Annotated in this window: 15 protein-coding genes; 12 read left to right on the top strand and 3 right to left on the bottom strand. The window is 67.7% G+C overall.

The window, feature by feature from the left end:
- The first annotated feature begins 145 nt into the window (after positions 1-145).
- Entirely contained in the window at positions 146-997 is an 852-nt protein-coding gene (locus ACYVDG_RS16475; protein WP_460752742.1) for a ComF family protein, read from the top strand.
- A 731-nt stretch (positions 998-1,728) separates the two neighbouring features.
- Complete coding sequence (hpf, locus tag ACYVDG_RS16480) at positions 1,729-2,406, top strand: ribosome hibernation-promoting factor, HPF/YfiA family (RefSeq protein WP_460752744.1); 678 nt, start codon at positions 1,729-1,731, stop codon at positions 2,404-2,406.
- 118 nt (positions 2,407-2,524) lie between these two features.
- Here the strand turns inward: hpf and ACYVDG_RS16485 are convergent, their stop codons facing one another.
- Positions 2,525-2,971, bottom strand: a complete 447-nt coding sequence (locus tag ACYVDG_RS16485; RefSeq protein ID WP_460752747.1) for a hypothetical protein — start codon at positions 2,969-2,971, stop codon at positions 2,525-2,527.
- A gap of 326 nt (positions 2,972-3,297) precedes the next feature.
- Between ACYVDG_RS16485 and secA the strand changes: the two genes are divergently transcribed.
- The gene (gene secA / locus ACYVDG_RS16490) at positions 3,298-6,144 is read left to right on the top strand and encodes a preprotein translocase subunit SecA (RefSeq protein WP_460752750.1); all 2,847 of its coding nucleotides are present in this window, start codon (positions 3,298-3,300) and stop codon (positions 6,142-6,144) included.
- A gap of 140 nt (positions 6,145-6,284) precedes the next feature.
- Here secA and ACYVDG_RS16495 read toward each other — a convergent pair whose 3' ends face one another.
- A complete protein-coding gene (locus tag ACYVDG_RS16495) occupies positions 6,285-6,737 on the bottom strand; it encodes an Lrp/AsnC family transcriptional regulator (RefSeq protein WP_460752753.1) in 453 nt (150 codons plus the stop codon).
- A gap of 143 nt (positions 6,738-6,880) precedes the next feature.
- Between ACYVDG_RS16495 and ACYVDG_RS16500 the strand changes: the two genes are divergently transcribed.
- Entirely contained in the window at positions 6,881-7,480 is a 600-nt protein-coding gene (locus ACYVDG_RS16500) for a LysE family translocator (RefSeq protein ID WP_460752757.1), read from the top strand.
- 57 nt (positions 7,481-7,537) lie between these two features.
- Here ACYVDG_RS16500 and ACYVDG_RS16505 read toward each other — a convergent pair whose 3' ends face one another.
- On the bottom strand, positions 7,538-8,581 hold the full coding sequence (locus tag ACYVDG_RS16505; protein ID WP_460752760.1) for an SIS domain-containing protein: 1,044 nt from the start codon (positions 8,579-8,581) through the stop codon (positions 7,538-7,540).
- A gap of 182 nt (positions 8,582-8,763) precedes the next feature.
- On the opposite strand from ACYVDG_RS16505, the gene ACYVDG_RS16510 reads away from it, so the two are divergent.
- The 8 genes from ACYVDG_RS16510 (at position 8,764) to ACYVDG_RS16545 (ending at position 16,146) form a co-directional block, all read left to right on the top strand.
- Positions 8,764-9,501, top strand: a complete 738-nt coding sequence (locus ACYVDG_RS16510; protein ID WP_460752763.1) for a GntR family transcriptional regulator — start codon at positions 8,764-8,766, stop codon at positions 9,499-9,501.
- A 120-nt stretch (positions 9,502-9,621) separates the two neighbouring features.
- Positions 9,622-9,858 (top strand): PTS transporter subunit EIIB, encoded by a 237-nt coding sequence (locus tag ACYVDG_RS16515; RefSeq protein WP_460752766.1) that lies wholly within the window; start codon positions 9,622-9,624, stop codon positions 9,856-9,858.
- Positions 9,859-9,950: 92 nt separating this feature from the next.
- A complete protein-coding gene (locus ACYVDG_RS16520; RefSeq protein WP_460752771.1) occupies positions 9,951-10,439 on the top strand; it encodes a PTS sugar transporter subunit IIA in 489 nt (162 codons plus the stop codon).
- Positions 10,440-10,517: 78 nt separating this feature from the next.
- Positions 10,518-12,200 (top strand): glycoside hydrolase family 3 protein, encoded by a 1,683-nt coding sequence (locus ACYVDG_RS16525; RefSeq protein ID WP_460752774.1) that lies wholly within the window; start codon positions 10,518-10,520, stop codon positions 12,198-12,200.
- A gap of 101 nt (positions 12,201-12,301) precedes the next feature.
- Complete coding sequence (locus ACYVDG_RS16530) at positions 12,302-12,958, top strand: HAD family hydrolase (RefSeq protein WP_460752777.1); 657 nt, start codon at positions 12,302-12,304, stop codon at positions 12,956-12,958.
- Between the two features lie 78 nt (positions 12,959-13,036).
- On the top strand, positions 13,037-13,504 hold the full coding sequence (locus tag ACYVDG_RS16535; protein WP_460752782.1) for a DUF6912 family protein: 468 nt from the start codon (positions 13,037-13,039) through the stop codon (positions 13,502-13,504).
- A 257-nt stretch (positions 13,505-13,761) separates the two neighbouring features.
- Positions 13,762-14,922, top strand: coding sequence for a pectate lyase family protein (locus ACYVDG_RS16540; protein WP_460752785.1), 1,161 nt, complete (start codon positions 13,762-13,764; stop codon positions 14,920-14,922).
- Between the two features lie 477 nt (positions 14,923-15,399).
- Entirely contained in the window at positions 15,400-16,146 is a 747-nt protein-coding gene (locus tag ACYVDG_RS16545) for an HAD family hydrolase (protein ID WP_460752790.1), read from the top strand.
- Positions 16,147-16,470: the final 324 nt, after the last annotated feature.

Here is a 16,470-nt window from a genome sequence, read left to right on the forward strand (position 1 = left end):
GGGCAGCATCCTAGACTCTCTTTCGTTCTTGTGTTCGATTCCGGGTGTCCTGGGGCGAGCCGTCAGGGGTCAGGTCTTCGACGGGTTGTCCACAGGCGGCGAATCGGCACTGGTGTGAGCTGCGGGGACGGCCGAAACTGGATTCATGAACCAGCGGACCGGCGCCCCTCACGGTCGGTGGTCGCGCGGCCTGACTTCTCGGGTGGTCCGTGCTCTCACCGCTCTCGTCCACGCTCTCCTCGAACTGCTCCTGCCGGTGCCCTGCGCGGGGTGCGGCGGGCCGGGCGGGCCCCTGTGCGGTCACTGCCGGACGGTGCTGGAGGGCCGACCGCGTCCCTGCGTGCCGCGCGCGCACTGCCCGCCGGTCTGGGCGGCGGGGCCCTACGCCGGATACGGTCGCCGGGTCCTGCTCGCCTACAAGGAGCGGGCGGACGGGCAACTCGCCGAAGTGCTGGGGGAGCGCCTGGCCGCCGCCTACCTGGCCTCGGGGTGGGCGGCGCCGGACACGCTGCTGGTGCCTGTTCCCGCACGCGGAGGGCCGGGTGCCCGGAACGGTCCGGTTTCCCGGCTGGCGCGTCTGTGCGCACTCCGGTCGGGCGGTGCGGCGTCGGCCACCGTGGCCCCGGTGCTGCGCTACCGGCGTAACGTGCGTCCACAGGTCGGGCTGGGTCGGGCCGAGCGCCTGGTGAACCGCAGGGGCGCCTTCACGGTTCGGCCGGAGCCACGGAGCGGCCGGTGCGCTCGGTGGGCGGTCCGGGGCGGTCCCGGTAGCGGTGAGGGAGCGAGCCGCGCAACGGAGGTGCGCGGGCGACGGGTGGTGATCGTTGACGACGTCGTTACCACCGGTGCCACTATCGCTGATGCCGCGCGTGCGCTGCGTGAAGAGGGGGCCCGGGTGGCGGGCGCGGTGGTACTGGCCGAACGGTCCCGCCCAACGGCGTTAGCGGCTCCGGTCACGGGGGAGCGGCCGGAAAGAAGGTTTTACAAACCCCTCTGAACAGGCGAAAGGCGCATGTTCGCAGGGGTTTGCGTCGTTTGTTGGCTGGTTGAGTGCCTGATCGCTACCTGACAAGCGCGCAGGGACAGGTTACGGTCCAGGTATGGCACCCGTCCGGGTCCGTGGTTGCGCCGGATTTTCAAGGTCCCTGGGAGCACCGGGGAGCGACGCCGGCAAGCCGATGCCAGGCGCAGGCGAAACGGCCCACGTAAGGCGACTTTTCGTCGACCGATCACGGTGCGCCTTAGAGGTAAGTCCTGCCCCGCGGAGGGTCCCGATGTCCCTCATGACAGGGAGAAGAGCAGTAGTCGCGGATAAGAGCGGCGACACTCTCAGCAGGCGGATGTGGGGACGAAGACCAGGTCGGCCGGACGGGTGGCATGCCGACGCGCGGGGGTTCGTCGTTCCTGGAGTGCGAGCTCCGGGGGTGCGGACCCCCAATCGGTCCCTCCGTGACATTCACTCCGCGGCGCCCCACCTGCCGGGTGCTGTGTCCAATGCGGGGCAAACGTCCCTTTTCCAGTTCAGAGGCCTCAGGCAATCGTGTCGATGGGGTGCGTGATGACCCTGCCTCTGATGGGTATACGCACATCCAACCGAGCGGTATTCCGGATTCGCCCGGAGTGCAGACGGAAGGGGGCTAACGCGTCACACCCCTCCCCGCCGCGGGAGGTGGAGCAGAGCCAGCCTGGCCGTCGCCTTCACGACGGCCACGCGATGAAGGGGGTCCTATGGACATCATCGTCAAAGGTCGACGCACCGGTGTGAGTGAGAAGTTCCGACAGCACGTCGAGAACAAGCTCGACAGGCTCTCCAAGTGGGAGAAGAAGGGCATGAGCGTCGATGTGGAGGTGTCCCAGGAGCGCAACCCCAAGCTCGCTGACGTCCGCGAGCGGGTTGAACTGACCATCCACTCTGACGGCCCTGTCATCAGGAGCGAGGCCGCGTCCGTGGACCGTCACGGCGCCCTCGATCTCGCCCTCGACAAGGTCGAGGCCCGTCTCCGCAAGGCCGCGGACCGTCGCAAGGTCCACCGCGGCAACCACACTCCCGTCTCCGTCGCGGCCGCGACCGCTGACCTCCCCGGAGACCTCCTGCCCTCACCCAACGCGACGAAAGCCACGGCAGCCCCTGCCCAGCGCAGTGGGGACGACGAGGAGATCGACGGCGTCGAAGTCGACAACCGCTTCTCCGACGAGTTCGTCGAACTCGACACCCAAGGGGACGTTCCCGTGATCGTGCGGGAGAAGAACCACCGGGCAAAGCCGATGAGCATCGACCAGGCGCTGATGGAGATGGAACTCATCGGGCACGACTTCTACCTCTTCCACGACGAGGTGAAGGACACCCCGAGCGTCGTCTACCGGCGTAAAGGCTTCAACTACGGCGTACTCAGGCTCGTTGACTAGGACGTGTCCGCCGGAAACACCCTAGGGTCCCCTCCCGGCTGAGAGGCAGGTGAGCCGAGCCGGAAACGGGCCGCGGCGGACCATTCAGGCCGCCGCGGCCCGCTGTCGGGCACCCCCGTCAGGCGCGCTGGTTCCTCTTGATGCGGTGCAGAGGCGTCTGGTGCGGTTCTTCGGACTCAGTGCGGGGCGGGTCGAGCACAACGTCACTGAGAATGTCGCAGGCTACCGCCACCACGAAAGCCGCCAGCATCAGGGCCCCGCCCACGATGAGAAGCAACAGAGAGCCCCCCATGGCGATGGCCAGACCGCCCAGGGCGAAACCCGCGGTCGTCAGCGCGACACAGATCCAAGAAGCAGCCCTGCCCCGGTGGCTGTTGCTCGGTGCCCAGGACCCTCCTTGGCGCTGGAACCCCCGGATGCGGCCGTTGCGGTCCTCCTCCTCAACCGTCGGTCGGTGCCTTTCCCAGACCAGCGCCGGGTCGTCCGCCTCGGCCGAAGTCCGCGGCGACGGTGGCCCCGTGCCCTCCGAACTCACGCCCTGGTCCCGCTCCCTGTTGCTTCGCATGGCGATCCCCCCTGGGAACACGTTCGCGTTCGACGGAACCGCGGTGGCGCGAATCGGCCCATAGCCGCCCGGAACCGCCCCTCTTCCCATTGCACTACCCGAAGAAATGCGCGAGTCTGCACAAACATCATGAAAAGGGCGGGAACATTCACCCCTGCTCTACTCGTTCGTCGAGAGGACGGGAAGCGGTTCCGGGTCCTCTAAGATGTAGGCCCGAGGACCGAGTTCCCCCTGACGTCCGCGGCCAAGGGCAGCGGTCAGCGGGCCTAGATCTGACTCTCCGCCCCGGGCGGAACCAACCGCGATCTGCGAGGAGCGCATAGGAAGTGCCAGGCATACTCGACAGGCTCCTGCGCGCGGGTGAAGGAAAGATCCTGCGCCGGCTCAAGAAGTTGAAGGAACAGGTCAACGCGCTAGAGGAGAACTACACCGACCTCAGCGACGAGGAGCTGCGCGACCTGACCAAGGAGTACAAGGAGCGCTACGAGGACGGTGAGTCGCTGGACGACCTGCTCCCCGAAGCCTTCGCGACCGTCCGCGAGGCGGCCCAGCGCACTCTGGGCCAGCGCCCCTTCGACGTCCAGATCATGGGAGCGGCAGCCCTGCACCTGGGGAACATCGCTGAGATGAAGACCGGTGAGGGCAAGACCCTGACCGGAAGCCTCGCGGTGTACCTCAACGCCCTCGCCGGGCAGGGCACCCACGTCATCACCACCAACGACTACCTCGCCCGACGCGACGCCCAGAACCTGGGCCGCATCTACCACTTCCTCGGGCTCGAGGTCGGTGTGGTGGGGCCACAGATGACGCCGGCCGCGCGGCGCAAGGCCTACCAGGCCGACATCACCTACGGAACGAACAACGAGTTCGGTTTCGACTACCTGCGCGACAACATGGCGCTCTCGCTCAAGGACACGGTCCAGCGAGGCCACTTCTTCGCCCTGGTCGACGAGGTCGACTCCATCCTCATCGACGAGGCGCGCACCCCGCTGATCATCAGCGGCCCCTCCGAGCAGAACTCCCGCTGGTACTCCGAGTTCGCGAAGATCGCCCCCCGCCTCAAGCGGGACGACGACTACGAGGTCGACGAGAAGAAGCGCACCGTCGGCATCACCGAGGAGGGCGTGGCCAAGGTCGAGGACTGGCTGGGCATCGACAACCTCTACGAGGCGGTCAACACCCCGCTGATCAGCTTCCTCAACAACTCCCTCAAGGCCAAGGAGCTGTACCGGAAGGACAAGGAGTACATCGTCAAGGACGGTGAGGTCCTCATCGTCGACGAGTTCACCGGACGTGTCCTGGCCGGCCGCCGCTACAACGAGGGCATGCACCAGGCCATCGAGGCCAAGGAGCGCGTCAAGATCAAGGACGAGAACCAGACTCTCGCCAAGGTCACGCTCCAGAACTACTTCCGCCTCTACGAGAAGCTCGCCGGCATGACCGGTACGGCCCAGACCGAGGCGGCCGAGTTCACCCAGACGTACAGCGTCGGTGTGGTCCCCATCCCGACCAACAAGCCGATGATCCGCGAGGACGTCAAGGACGTCGTCTACAAGCACGAGGACGCCAAGTTCCAGGCCCTCGCCGAGGACATCGCCGAGCGCCACAAGGAGGGGCAGCCCGTCCTGGTCGGTACGACCAGCGTCGAGAAGTCCGAACTCCTCGCCCGGATGCTCAAGCGCGAGGGCGTTCCGCACGAGGTCCTCAACGCGAAGAACCACGCTCGTGAGGCCTCGATCATCGCCCGTGCGGGCAAGCTCGGCGGCGTCACCGTGGCCACCAACATGGCCGGCCGCGGTACCGACATCATGCTGGGGGGAAACCCCGACTTCCTCGCGGACGAGGAGCTCCAGGCCCGGGGCCTGAGCCCGCTGGAGACCCCGGAGGAGTACGAGGCGGCGTGGCCGGAGGCGCTGGAGAAGGCCACGGCGGCCTTCGAGGCCGAGCACGAGCAGGTGGTCGAGGCCGGCGGCCTGTACGTGCTCGGTACCGAGCGCCACGAGTCGCGGCGTATCGACAACCAGCTCCGTGGCCGTTCCGGCCGTCAGGGTGACCCGGGCTTGTCCCGCTTCTACCTCTCCCTCCAGGACGACCTGCTGCGTCTGTTCAACTCCAGCCGTCTGGAGGTGTTCATGAACCAGCTGAGCATTCCGGACGACCAGCCGATCGAGTCCGGCATGGTGAGCAAGGCGATCGCCTCCGCCCAAGGCCAGGTCGAGACGCAGAACTTCGAGATCCGTAAGAACGTCCTCAAGTACGACGAGGTCCTCAACCGGCAGCGCAAGGTCATCTACGCCGAGCGCCTCAAGGTGCTCAAGGGCCAGGACCTTCGCGACCAGGTCGTGGAGATGCTCGAGGAAGTGCTCCGCGGCTACGTCGTCGAGGAGACGGCCCAGGGCGATGCGGAAGAGTGGGACCTCGACAAGCTCTGGCGGGCGTTCAAGCAGGTCTACCCGATCAGCTTCACCGTCGACGAGTTCGTCGAGGACAACGGCGGCGTCCAGACCCTCACCACGGACCTCATCGCCACTCAGGTGATCGAGGACGCCAAGGCCGCCTACGAGGCCCGCGAGGCCGAACTGGGCGAAGAGGCCATGCGCGAGGTCGAGCGGCGCGTCATCCTCCAGGTGATGGACCGCAAGTGGCGTGAGCACCTCTACGAGATGGACTACCTCCAGGAGGGCATCGGCCTGCGCGCGATGGCTCAGCGCAACCCGCTGATCGAGTTCCAGCGCGAGGGCTTCGACATGTTCCAGCAGATGCTGGAGGCCATCAAGGAGGAGTCGGTCGGCTTCATCTTCAACGTCGAGGTCCAGGTCCGCAAGAAGGAGGAGTCGACCCTCACGGCCTCCGCCGCCGCGAAGACCGCCGCCACCGTCGGCGGCTCGACCGGTGCGACCGCCGTCGCCACCGCGGTGGAGGAGGACGAGGAGGCCGCAAGCGCCGCCGCGCCCAGCACCGAGGCCGAGTCCAGCGAGGACGTAGTGGTGCCGGGCTTCGGCGAGGACCAGCCGAACCGCCTCCAGTACTCCGCGCCGAGCGAGGACGGTTCCGTCGAGCAGCGCAGCGAGACGGTGGACGACGAGTACGCGGGGACCGCCCGCAACTCGCCCTGCCCCTGCGGCTCCGGCAAGAAGTACAAGAAGTGCCACGGAGACCCCGCGGCCAAGTAGCCGCCGGGCATCACCGGTAGACACGCGTGTGGGCGCGGCTCCTTCGGGGCCGCGCCCACACGTTTTCGTGTGCCTGCCGACCTGCCGACCTGCCGACCTGCAGCCTTCAGACCTGCCGCCTGCGGGCGCGTGGAACCTCCTCAGGCGGGCAGCGGTCGTTCTTGGACCACGTGCTTCATCACCAGGGTGGAGCTCAGCTGCTGGACCCCCGGAAGAGTGGCGAGCGCCTCGTCGTACAGGACGCGGAAGGCGGCCAGGTCGGTGCTGACCACGCGCAGAAGGTAGTCGGGAGCACCGAACAGCCGCTCGGCACGGACTACCTGGGGGATGTCCTCGACCGCCTGCTCGAAGGCGGCCACGGTGTCCCGGTCGCCCTGCCTCATGGTGATGAAGACCAGAGCCTGGAACCCGAGCCCCACGGCCTCGGCGTCGACCACTGCGCGGTAGCCGCTGATCGCCCCGGCGCGTTCGAGTTCGCGCAGCCGACGGTGGCAGGGGGAGACGCTCAACCCCACCCGGTGGGCGAGTTCGGTGATGCTCAGGCGACCGTCTTCCTGGAGCTCCGCAAGAATTTTTCGATCCACAGCGTCCATGGGGAAGATTATTCCACGGTTTCCGGTTCAATGCGCAAATAATAGAACCATATTTGGCTGATTTCCGGCTAGTCTTCCCCATGCTGACCAGGGGCTTCCTGGCAGGTGCTCATGGGGGTGGGTCGGTGGATGCGGGTTCGATCGTGGCTTTCTGGACGGTCTCCGTCCTGCTGATCCTGGTGCCTGGTGCAGACTGGGCGTACGCGATCGCGGCGGGGTTGCGCGACCGCTCAGTGCTCCCCGCGGTCGGCGGGCTGCTCCTCGGCTACGTGGCGCTCACCGGAGTGGTGGCCGCAGGGGTCGCCGCACTGGTCGCCAAGACCCCTGCCGTCCTCACCGGCCTGACCGTTCTCGGCGCCGCCTATCTCGTGTGGCTGGGCGCGGCGACCCTGGCGCGCCCAGCGGCCCCGGGCACCGCGGCCGACGGAGTCCCCGCGGCCTCGTGGGGCGTGCGCATGCTGACCGGAACGGGCGTGAGCGGGCTCAATCCCAAGGCCCTGCTGCTCTTTCTGGCCCTCCTGCCACAGTTCACCGACCCCGAAGACGGTTGGCCGCTGGCGGCGCAGATCGGCACCCTCGGCCTGGTGCACACGGTCAGCTGCGCTGTGGTCTACCTGGGTGTCGGCGTGCTCGCCCGCACGGTCTTGGGGGCCCGTCCCGCCGCAGCCCGCGCGGTCACCAGGATCTCCGGGGCGGCGATGATCCTCGTCGGCGCGGGCCTGCTGGTCGGCCGCCTCTTCTGAACCACCCGGGACCCGCCGGAACCACCTCGGTAGTCCGCCGGACATGCCCTGGTGGGCTCAGGAAGTCTGGGTGACCTTGTTGAGGCCGCGCGGGACGTCGGGGTTGTAGCCCAGGCGGCGCGCGAGATGCTCAGTGAGCAGCTGGGCGGGGACGATGAGGTTCATCGGCGACACCCACTCCGGCACGTTCGGGACGGGTACGGACAGGTCGCTCGCGGTGGCCAGGGCCTCCCCGCCGCCGAAGCCGAAGACCGGGGCCCCGGCGGAGCGGGCCCTCTCCGCGAGGGCGACCGTCCCCTGGAGCGTGGGCCCGCTGGGCGCGGCGACCAGCAGGGCAGGTGTGCGCGGGTCCACCACGGCGATCGGGCCGTGCAGCAGATCGGCGTAGGACAGCCCCATGGCGTGCAGGTAGCACGCCTCCTTGAGCTTCAGGGCAGCCTCTAGGGCCGTGGAGAAGGCCATGCCGCGCCCGGAGATCACCGTGCCCTGCACGGCGACCATCCGCTCCACGATCTCCTCCAGGGCATCTGAGGGCGCCGCGAGGGTCTCTTCGATGCCTTCGGGTACCAGGTCCAGCTCACCGGCGTCCAAGTTGGCGCCCAGCCCGAGAGCGAGGACTGCGAGCGCGGCCAGCTGGGTGTTGTAGGTCTTCGTGGCCGGTACCGCGAGCTCGTTCCCGGCCCGGGTGACCAAGGCGACGTCGGCCTCTGCGGCAAGCGGGGAGTCGGCGCCGTTGGTCACGGCGGCGGTACGGGCGCCGCAGTCGGCGGCCCAGCGCATGGTCTCGACGATTTCCTCGGTCTTGCCGGACTGGGAGATGGCCACGGCGAGGACGTCAGAGAGGTCGATCTTGGCGCCGTAGGCGGTCGCGATGGAGGGCGACCCCAGGGTGGCCAGGCGGCCCGTGTGCGCCTGGAGCAGGTAGCTGCCGTAGACGGCGGCGTTGTCCGAGGAGCCGCGGGCGATGAAGAGGACGTGCTTGGTGGAGCGGCCGAGCGCCTCGATCTCCTTGCGCAGGGGGAGCAGGTCGGCGAAGGTGCGGCGCAGCGCTTCGGGCTGTTCGGCGATCTCGGAGCGCATCACGCTCGTGGTGGTGGTCATGCGGAACCTTCCGAGGTAGCGGCGGCGGTCCTGGACGTGCGTCTGATCGAGGACTATGGTCTAGTCCGGACTATACCAGTTAGGATCCGGTATGACCCGGTAGATGTCGAGCTCCGGAGCCCACCTCTCGCGCTAGGGTCTTACGCCAACCTCTCCCGACGACCGAGAAGGCCAGCCGTTCCATGTCGATCGACGCCAGCAACCCCATGCCCAAGTACGTCCAACTCCGCGATCTGCTCTTGGACTGGATCACCTCGGCCGGACTGGGCGTGGACGACATGGTTCCCTCCGAACGCGAGCTCAGCTCCACCTACGGCCTCTCCCGCATGACCGTCCGGCAGACCATCGACCTGCTGGTGGCCGAAGGGCGGATCTACCGTGTACCGGGAAAGGGCACCTTCGTGGCCCGCCCCAAGATAGAGATGTCCCTGGTCCTGGCCTCCTTCAGCGAGGACATGCGCGCCCGCGGCTACGAGCCGGGCGCGCGGGAACTGATCCGCCAGGTCATCCCCGCCAGCGGCCACACCGCGCGGATGCTCGACATCGCCCCCGCCACGCTGGTGCACCACATTGAACGCATGCGTACCGCCGACGACGAACCCATGGCGGTGGAGCGTTCCAACATCCCCGCGGAGTTGGTTCCGGGGCTCGAGGACTACGACCTCGCCGAGCGCTCCCTCTACGAGGTCCTGGAGAACGAGTTCGACATCCTGCTGGATTCCGGGGAGCAGACCATCGAGGCCGGAATCTGCGATTCAGCCGACTCCCGCCTGCTCGGTCTGCCCGCCGGGAGCCCGGTGCTGATCATGCAGCGCCGGAGCTTCCTCAAGGGACAGTGTGTGGAGCTGGCACTGTCCACCTACCGTGCTGACCGCTACCAGCTGCACTCCCGCCTGGACCCGCGGCAGCACGGCGACTGACGCGCCGCGCCCAGCGCCGGTCCGGCCCCACGCCGACCCTGGCGTGTGGATCACGTCACCTCTAAGCTCGCCACAGACCCCCTGGGAACAGTTGCGTCCCGGGTAGAGCACGGAGGACACATGGCGGACAAGGCAGCGGCGATCGTCGCCGGGTTGGGCGGAGCGGCCAACATCGAGGACATCGAGGCCTGCATCACCCGGTTGCGCACGGAACTGGCCGACCCCGGTCTGGTTCGGGACGGTGACCTCAAGGCGGCGGGCGTGCACGGGGTCCTGGTCTCGGGCAACGTCGTCCAGGTCGTGGTCGGCCCTGAAGCCGACTCCCTCACCGACGACATCCGGGACCTCCTGGAGTAGCGGGGGAGGGCCCTACCGAAAAGTCAGGCCATTGGTCCCTTTTGGACGGCCGCTTTCCGGATTAAGTGCCTTGTCAGGGGAAGACCTCCTGCATGTCAGACGTGAACGGTGCGCTGTGCGTACGCTCCCCCGTCGCCGGAACGGCCATGTCCCTGGACTCGGTGCCGGATCCGGTGTTCTCCCAGAGCATGGTCGGCCCAGGGGTCGCGGTCCACCCCGAACCCGGGCAGGAGGGCGGCCTGGAGTCCCGGCACGAGGTGGTGGCGCCCATCGCCGGGACCCTGGTCAAGCTCCACCCGCACGCGTTCGTGGTGATGGCGGCCGACAACGAACGCGGTGTCCTCGTCCACTTGGGCATCGACACCGTCGAACTCGCCGGTGAGGGCTTCGCCCTCCTCGCACAGGAGGGCGCCGAGGTCGAGGCGGGGACTCCGGTGATCCGGTGGTCCCCGGGCATGGTGGCCTCCTTGGGCAAGCCCTCGGTCGTTCCGGTCGTGGCCCTGGACGCTGCGCCGGACGCCCTCTCGGAGCAGGCGAGCGGGGCCGTCGAGCAGGACGAGATCCTCTTCGTCTGGGCCTGACCGGCGGGGTGTGCCCTTCCGGGCCCGGCAGCCCGGTATTCTCCGGCGGCAACCAGCGACCTCGGAGATGAAACCGACATGAGACCGTCCGTTCCACGCGCCCTGGCCCCGGCCTGCGTGGGTCTTGCCCTTTTCGCCACAGCTTGCACCACAACCGAGGAGGTGGATCCCTCGCCTGAGGACAACGACCAGCAGCCCGGTGCGACCGCTGAGCCCTTCGAGCCGGTCCTGGCCCCACAGCTGCTCGCCGACATGGATCTGGACGACAAGATCGGCCAACTCCTGGTGCTCACCGCACAGGGCACGTCGGCCGCCGACAACGCAGCGATGATCGAGGCACACCGCCCCGGCGGCATCATCTACTTCGACGCCAACCTGAACGACGCCGAACAGATCGCCGAGATGTCGGCGGGAGCACAGGACCTGGCCGCCGAACAGGGGCAGGGCGTCCCCCTGTTCATCAGCATCGACCAGGAGCAGGGACTCGTGGTCCGCATGCCCGTGGGCACCCTGTTCCCCGATGCCATGGCGGTCGGCGCGACCGGTGACACCGAGCTCGCCGCCCTGCGCGCCGCCACCACCGCGGACGAACTGACCGCGGTCGGCATCAACATGAACTACGCACCCGACGCCGACGTCAACACCGACCCCGACAACCCGGTCATCGGTATCCGCTCCTTCGGCTCAGACCCGGATTCGGTGTCGGAGATGGCGCTCGCCGAGGCCGAAGCCTACGCCGAGCACGGGGTGGCCCCGGTGGCCAAGCACTTCCCCGGGCACGGGGACACCGACGTCGACAGCCACACGGGACTGCCCGTCATCGACCTGCCCCGTGACCAGTGGGAAGCCGAGCACCTCCCGCCGTTCCAGGCCGCGGTCGACGCGGGCGTGGACGCGATCATGACCGCCCATGTGCTCATGCCGCAGCTGGACACCAGCGAGGACCCGGATCCGGCCACGCTGTCCCCGGCCATCATCGACGGGATCCTGCGCGACGAACTCGGCTACGACGGGGTGGTCACCACCGACGCACTCAACATGGAGGGCGTGCGCCAGACCCACGACGACGGAGAGGTCGCCATCCGGGTGGTCGAGGCCGGGGTCGACCAGCTCCTCATGCCTCCGGACCCGACCGAGGCGGTGTCCGCGCTGCGTGAGGCGGTCGAGAGCGGGCGCATCACGGAGGAGCGCATCGACGAGTCCGTCCTGCGGATCCTCACGCTCAAGGAGAAGCGAGGCATCCTCGAGGCCGAGTCACCAGCCGACCCAGCCGCCGCCGCGGATGCCTTGGAGGACCCTGAGCACGCCGAGGCCGCCCAGCGGGTGGCCGACGCTTCGGTCACCCTCGTCCGGAACGAGGACGACCTCCTGCCGCTCTCCGCGGGCACCAGTGTGCGCGTCGACGGTGTGGGCGCGGACCGGATCGCGCCGGCCCTGACCGACGCGGGCCTCGATGTGGTGGACGGCGACGCGGACGTCCTCGTCGTGGGTACCAACGGGGCGCGCGGCTCGGAGGAGCAGCGCGCCATGGTCTCCTCCGGCCAGGACCAGGGCACACCCGTCGTGGTGGTCGCCCAGGGCGGCCCCTACGACCTGGAGGCCTTCCCCGACGTGGACGGCTTCATCGCCCTCTACTCGGCCGTGGAGGTGTCCCGGGTGGCCGCGGCGAAGGCGATCGCGGGCGAGATCGACCCGTCCGGAACGCTTCCGGTCGACATCCCCGGCGCCGACGTGTCCGCCGGAACCGGGCTCAGCTACTGACTGGGCGTTTCGCGAAGATTGAACCGGACGGGGAACGGGAACAACGGTTCCCCGTCCGGACCCCCTCCGGGCGGCGGACGACCAGGAATGGAGGGGATGGGATGCGACCCACCCGACGAGGGGTCATCTCAGACTGGGGCGGTGTCCTCACGCCGCCGCTGACGGACGGGATCCGGGCCTGGCTGCACGCCGACCGGATCGATGCCGACCACTACTACGAGGTCATGCGGCCGTACTTCGACGGCAGCCTGTCCGACAACCCCGTACACGCCCTGGAACGGGGCGAGATCGACACGGACGAGTTCGAACGCGACCTCGCTTCCCTGCTGCGTTCCACGCACGGGGCACCGGTCGTGGCGGACGGCCTCGTCCGCCGCATGTTCTCGCGGTTCGACCCGGTCCACGCCATGTACGACACCCTGCGTTCGGCGCGAGAGGACGGAGCCAGCACGGCGTTGCTGTCCAACTCCTGGGGCAACGGCTACCCGCGCGAGCACTTCGCTTCGACCTTCGACACCGTGGTCATCTCTGGTGAGGTCGGCATGCGCAAACCTGAGGAACGCATCTACCTGCACACCTGTGAGCGGATGGGCCTGGAACCCGAGGACTGCGTGTTCATCGACGACCTCGAACACAACGTCCGCACCGCCGAAGCGCTCGGTATGACCGGCATCCTGCACTCCGATGTGACCGACACCCGCAGGGAGCTCTCCCGCTTCCTCGCAGCCGAGGACGGCCAGGACCGCCAGCCGGTCTGACCCCCGGCGGGGCGCCGGTTCGGTCACCTCGGGTTCTTTGGGAAACTCGTAGTGACCTGACCGCGCCCTGGAGTTCCCATGTACGTCTTCCTGCCCAGCACCGTCCCCGCCCTGGCTGCCCTACTCGACGAAGGGCGGCTGGAGGGTGCGCCCCTGACCGCGTTCACGGCCGATCCCGGCCCGAGCGGCGACTCCGAGGAGGCCGAGTACGACGCGATGTACGCGGCCGCTGAGGAGTCACTGGGGCTCCTGGCCGCGGACTCCGAGGCGCCCCGCCGCCGCGTTGTGCTCGCCGCCGAGATGCCCGACCACATCGTCGAACACGAGGCCCGTCACACGGAGGGCGTCGCCAGGGTCAGCGTGACCATGCCGGTCCCCTTCAAGAAGCTCAAGTCCGCCCACGTGGACGACCCGGACGCGGCCGCTGACATCGCCAAGGCCGTCGCCGACCCTGCCTCCGGGGACGCCGAAGACCACGAACTCATGTGGTTCGCCGTCCAGGAACTCCGCTATCTCGTGGCGGAATCCCGCGACCAGGAGAAATGATTTCCCGATCTTTCCCGTCCTGACCTCGCCCGATGTTTTCATGGCTGAGTTGGACTGGAAAATTTTCCACAATGGCTGGTGTGGTTGGGTGTGGTTTTCCGTACCCCCCTGATCAGCGATATTTGACAACCATTGGGATGGTGGTAAAGATACGTCATCAGCGCGCAGATCTGATCTGACTGGGTTTGCGCGCTCCCGCCGGTGGTGTTTCTTTCCTTTACCCCCATCTTCCCGCTGCCACCGGCCGAAAGGAATTCATGCCTACTCCCAAGAAGAAAACCCCGCTCGTCGTCGGCGCGGCCGCAGCGGGCCTAGGCCTGTTCGCGGGTGCCTGGTTCCTGGTCCCCGAAGGCAGTACGTCCGGTGAGCTCAGCGGCAGCACCGACGCGCTCGACGCGTCCACCGCCGCCGATCCCCTCAGTGACGAGCCCGTCGGCTACGCCTCGATGAACGGCGGTACCACCGGCGGCTTCGGTGGTGACACGGTCGACGAGTACCTGCTCAGCGAGTACGAGTCCTGGAGCGAGGAAAGCACCCCGGGCGAGGCCCTCTACGCGGTCCTCAACGACCACAGCGACGAGGACGACGACGGTCTGGTCGTCTACGTCGACGTCACCGTGACCCCGGATCAGGTCAGTGAAGAAAAGATCGACGTCAAGGACCTCACGAACGTGTCCATCCTCGGGGTCGGCGACGGCGGCGAGTTCGACGAGATCGGCTTCAAGGTCACCCGCGCCGAGAACGTCGTCTTCCGCAACCTGGCCATCCGCGAGGTCTCCCAGGGCGAGGGCGACGCCATCGAGGTGACCGAGCAGAGCTCCAACGTGTGGATCGACCACAACGAGTTCAGCAGTGAGAAGGAAGGCGTCGACAAGGACTACTACGACGGCCTGGTCGACATCAAGCACGGTTCCGAGTACATCACCGTCTCCTGGAACCGCTTCGAGGACCACTGGAAGACCTCGCTGATCGGCCACAACGACGACGCCGACGCCGCCCCGGACCTCATCACCTACCACCACAACCTGTTCAGCAACCTGAACACCCGGGTGCCCCTGGTCCGCCACGCTGACGTGCACATGCTCAACAACGTCTTCGAGGACATCGACGGCTCCGCGATCAACGCCCGCATGGGAGCCGAGATCCTGGTCGAGGGCAACCACTTCGACAACGTGGGCTCCGGCGAAGAGGACAGCCACGCGGACCAGATCGAGGGTGCGGTCGGCTGGTGGTACGGCAGCTCGGAGACCGGCTACTGGAACCTGGTCGACAACACCTTCGAGGACACCCCCCACGAGCACCTGGAGTCCACCACCGACTTCACGGTCCCCTATGACTACACCGCGCAGAGCCCCGAAGACGCCAAGGACGCCGTCGAAGCGGACGCCGGCACGGGAGTCATCGACGTCCAGCCGTAGCCAGACCGGTTTTAGCTGACCCGGATTCAGCTCATACGGTTTTGGTTGGTCTTGTTATCACCAGTTCAGGGTGCCGGGGGGATCCCTCGGCACCCTGCTGCGTCGGCATTGGAGCGCGCGTCCAGCGAATCCTGGATAAAGGTGCCAGGTGGGTGGGTTTCGTATTTTTCGATTGAATCGGAAGGCCTTTCTTTTCGTGTAGGGAAAAGATGGGGCCGGGTGAATGGCCGGTGGGTGGGTGCGGCAAGGTCCCGGCCGGTTGGCCGGGGATGAGCGCGAGATCACCTGCTCCCGGGCCGGTGTCCGAGCGCGGACAGCATCCTGCCGCTCCACCGACCCGTGGCCGGTTGAAGCAAGGCGCCCATCTGCAACAGGGACCCCAGCGGCGCCCCTCGCCAGTGCCCCGAGCAGGCCTTGGGCCTTGGATTCTGGCCGAGAGCGGACGCCGTTTCCTCCTTGAATCGCCCATCCGGCACAATGGAGGCGTCCCGAACCCCGATTGCCGAGGAGTCAGCCATCAGCCGCCTGGTGCTATGGAACGTCGACCTGACACTCCTCGATGTGGGACAGGTGATGAGGGCCGCCTACGCCGAGGCTTTCGAGAAGGTCACCGGCGAGCCGCTGGTCTACCTGACCTCTTCGGCGGGCAGGACCGACTCGGAGATGTTCTTCGAGTTCTGTGCCCGCAACTACGTGGACCTGGAGCCGGACGCCGAGACCCTGGCGGATTTCCTCGCGGCCCTGGAGATAGCCTTCAGCGCCCGGAACGACCAGTTGCTGGCCAAGGGTCGGGTGATGCCCGGTGCGGCCGCCTCACTGGCCGCTGTGGCCTCCCTGCCGGACATCATGCAGACCGTGGTCAGTGGGAGCACCCGCGCCAACGCCACCGCGAAGCTGGTGGCCTTCGGCCTGGACACCCACCTCAACCTGTCCGTGGGCGGGTTCGGTTCGGTCAACTACCCCAAGTCCAGCCTGATCCAGTCCATCCGACTGCACGCCACCGGCGACGGCGGCCGGGCCTACACCGAGGAGGAGACTGTGTTCATCACCGGATCCGCCCCGGACATCCGGGCCGCCATGATCGGTGGGGCGACCCCCGTCGCCGTGCTCAACGGGTCGACGACCGAGGGGCAGCTGCGCGACGCGGGTGCGCAGATCGTGCTGCCCGACCTCAGTGACCCCAGAGCCGTGATGACCGCCGTCCACCAGGCAACAGCCCGATAACCCCAGCCCGATGACTCCAGCCCGACAACGACAGTGAGAACCCTTCGCGAGGGAGCCCTGGCTTCGTGCGCATCTCCGCTGAACGTTTCATTGGCCGCCCCCGGGTCCGGTGCGCCGACTCCGGCAATCCACTTCTAACAGTGCGTAACCACCGTGTAACGGTGTTGGTCCTGTTCTCCTGCGCGAAAACCAGTAGCCTGGATCCGTCTCCGCTCCGGCGGGGGCGAAGAGGCCGGAACAACGGTGTTCCACCGCCTCGTGTCACGCGACCTGTGCGCACAGGTACCAACCCAACCACCACCCCCGTGGGTGCCTTGCGGCCCA

The organism is Nocardiopsis oceani (assembly GCF_054777395.1).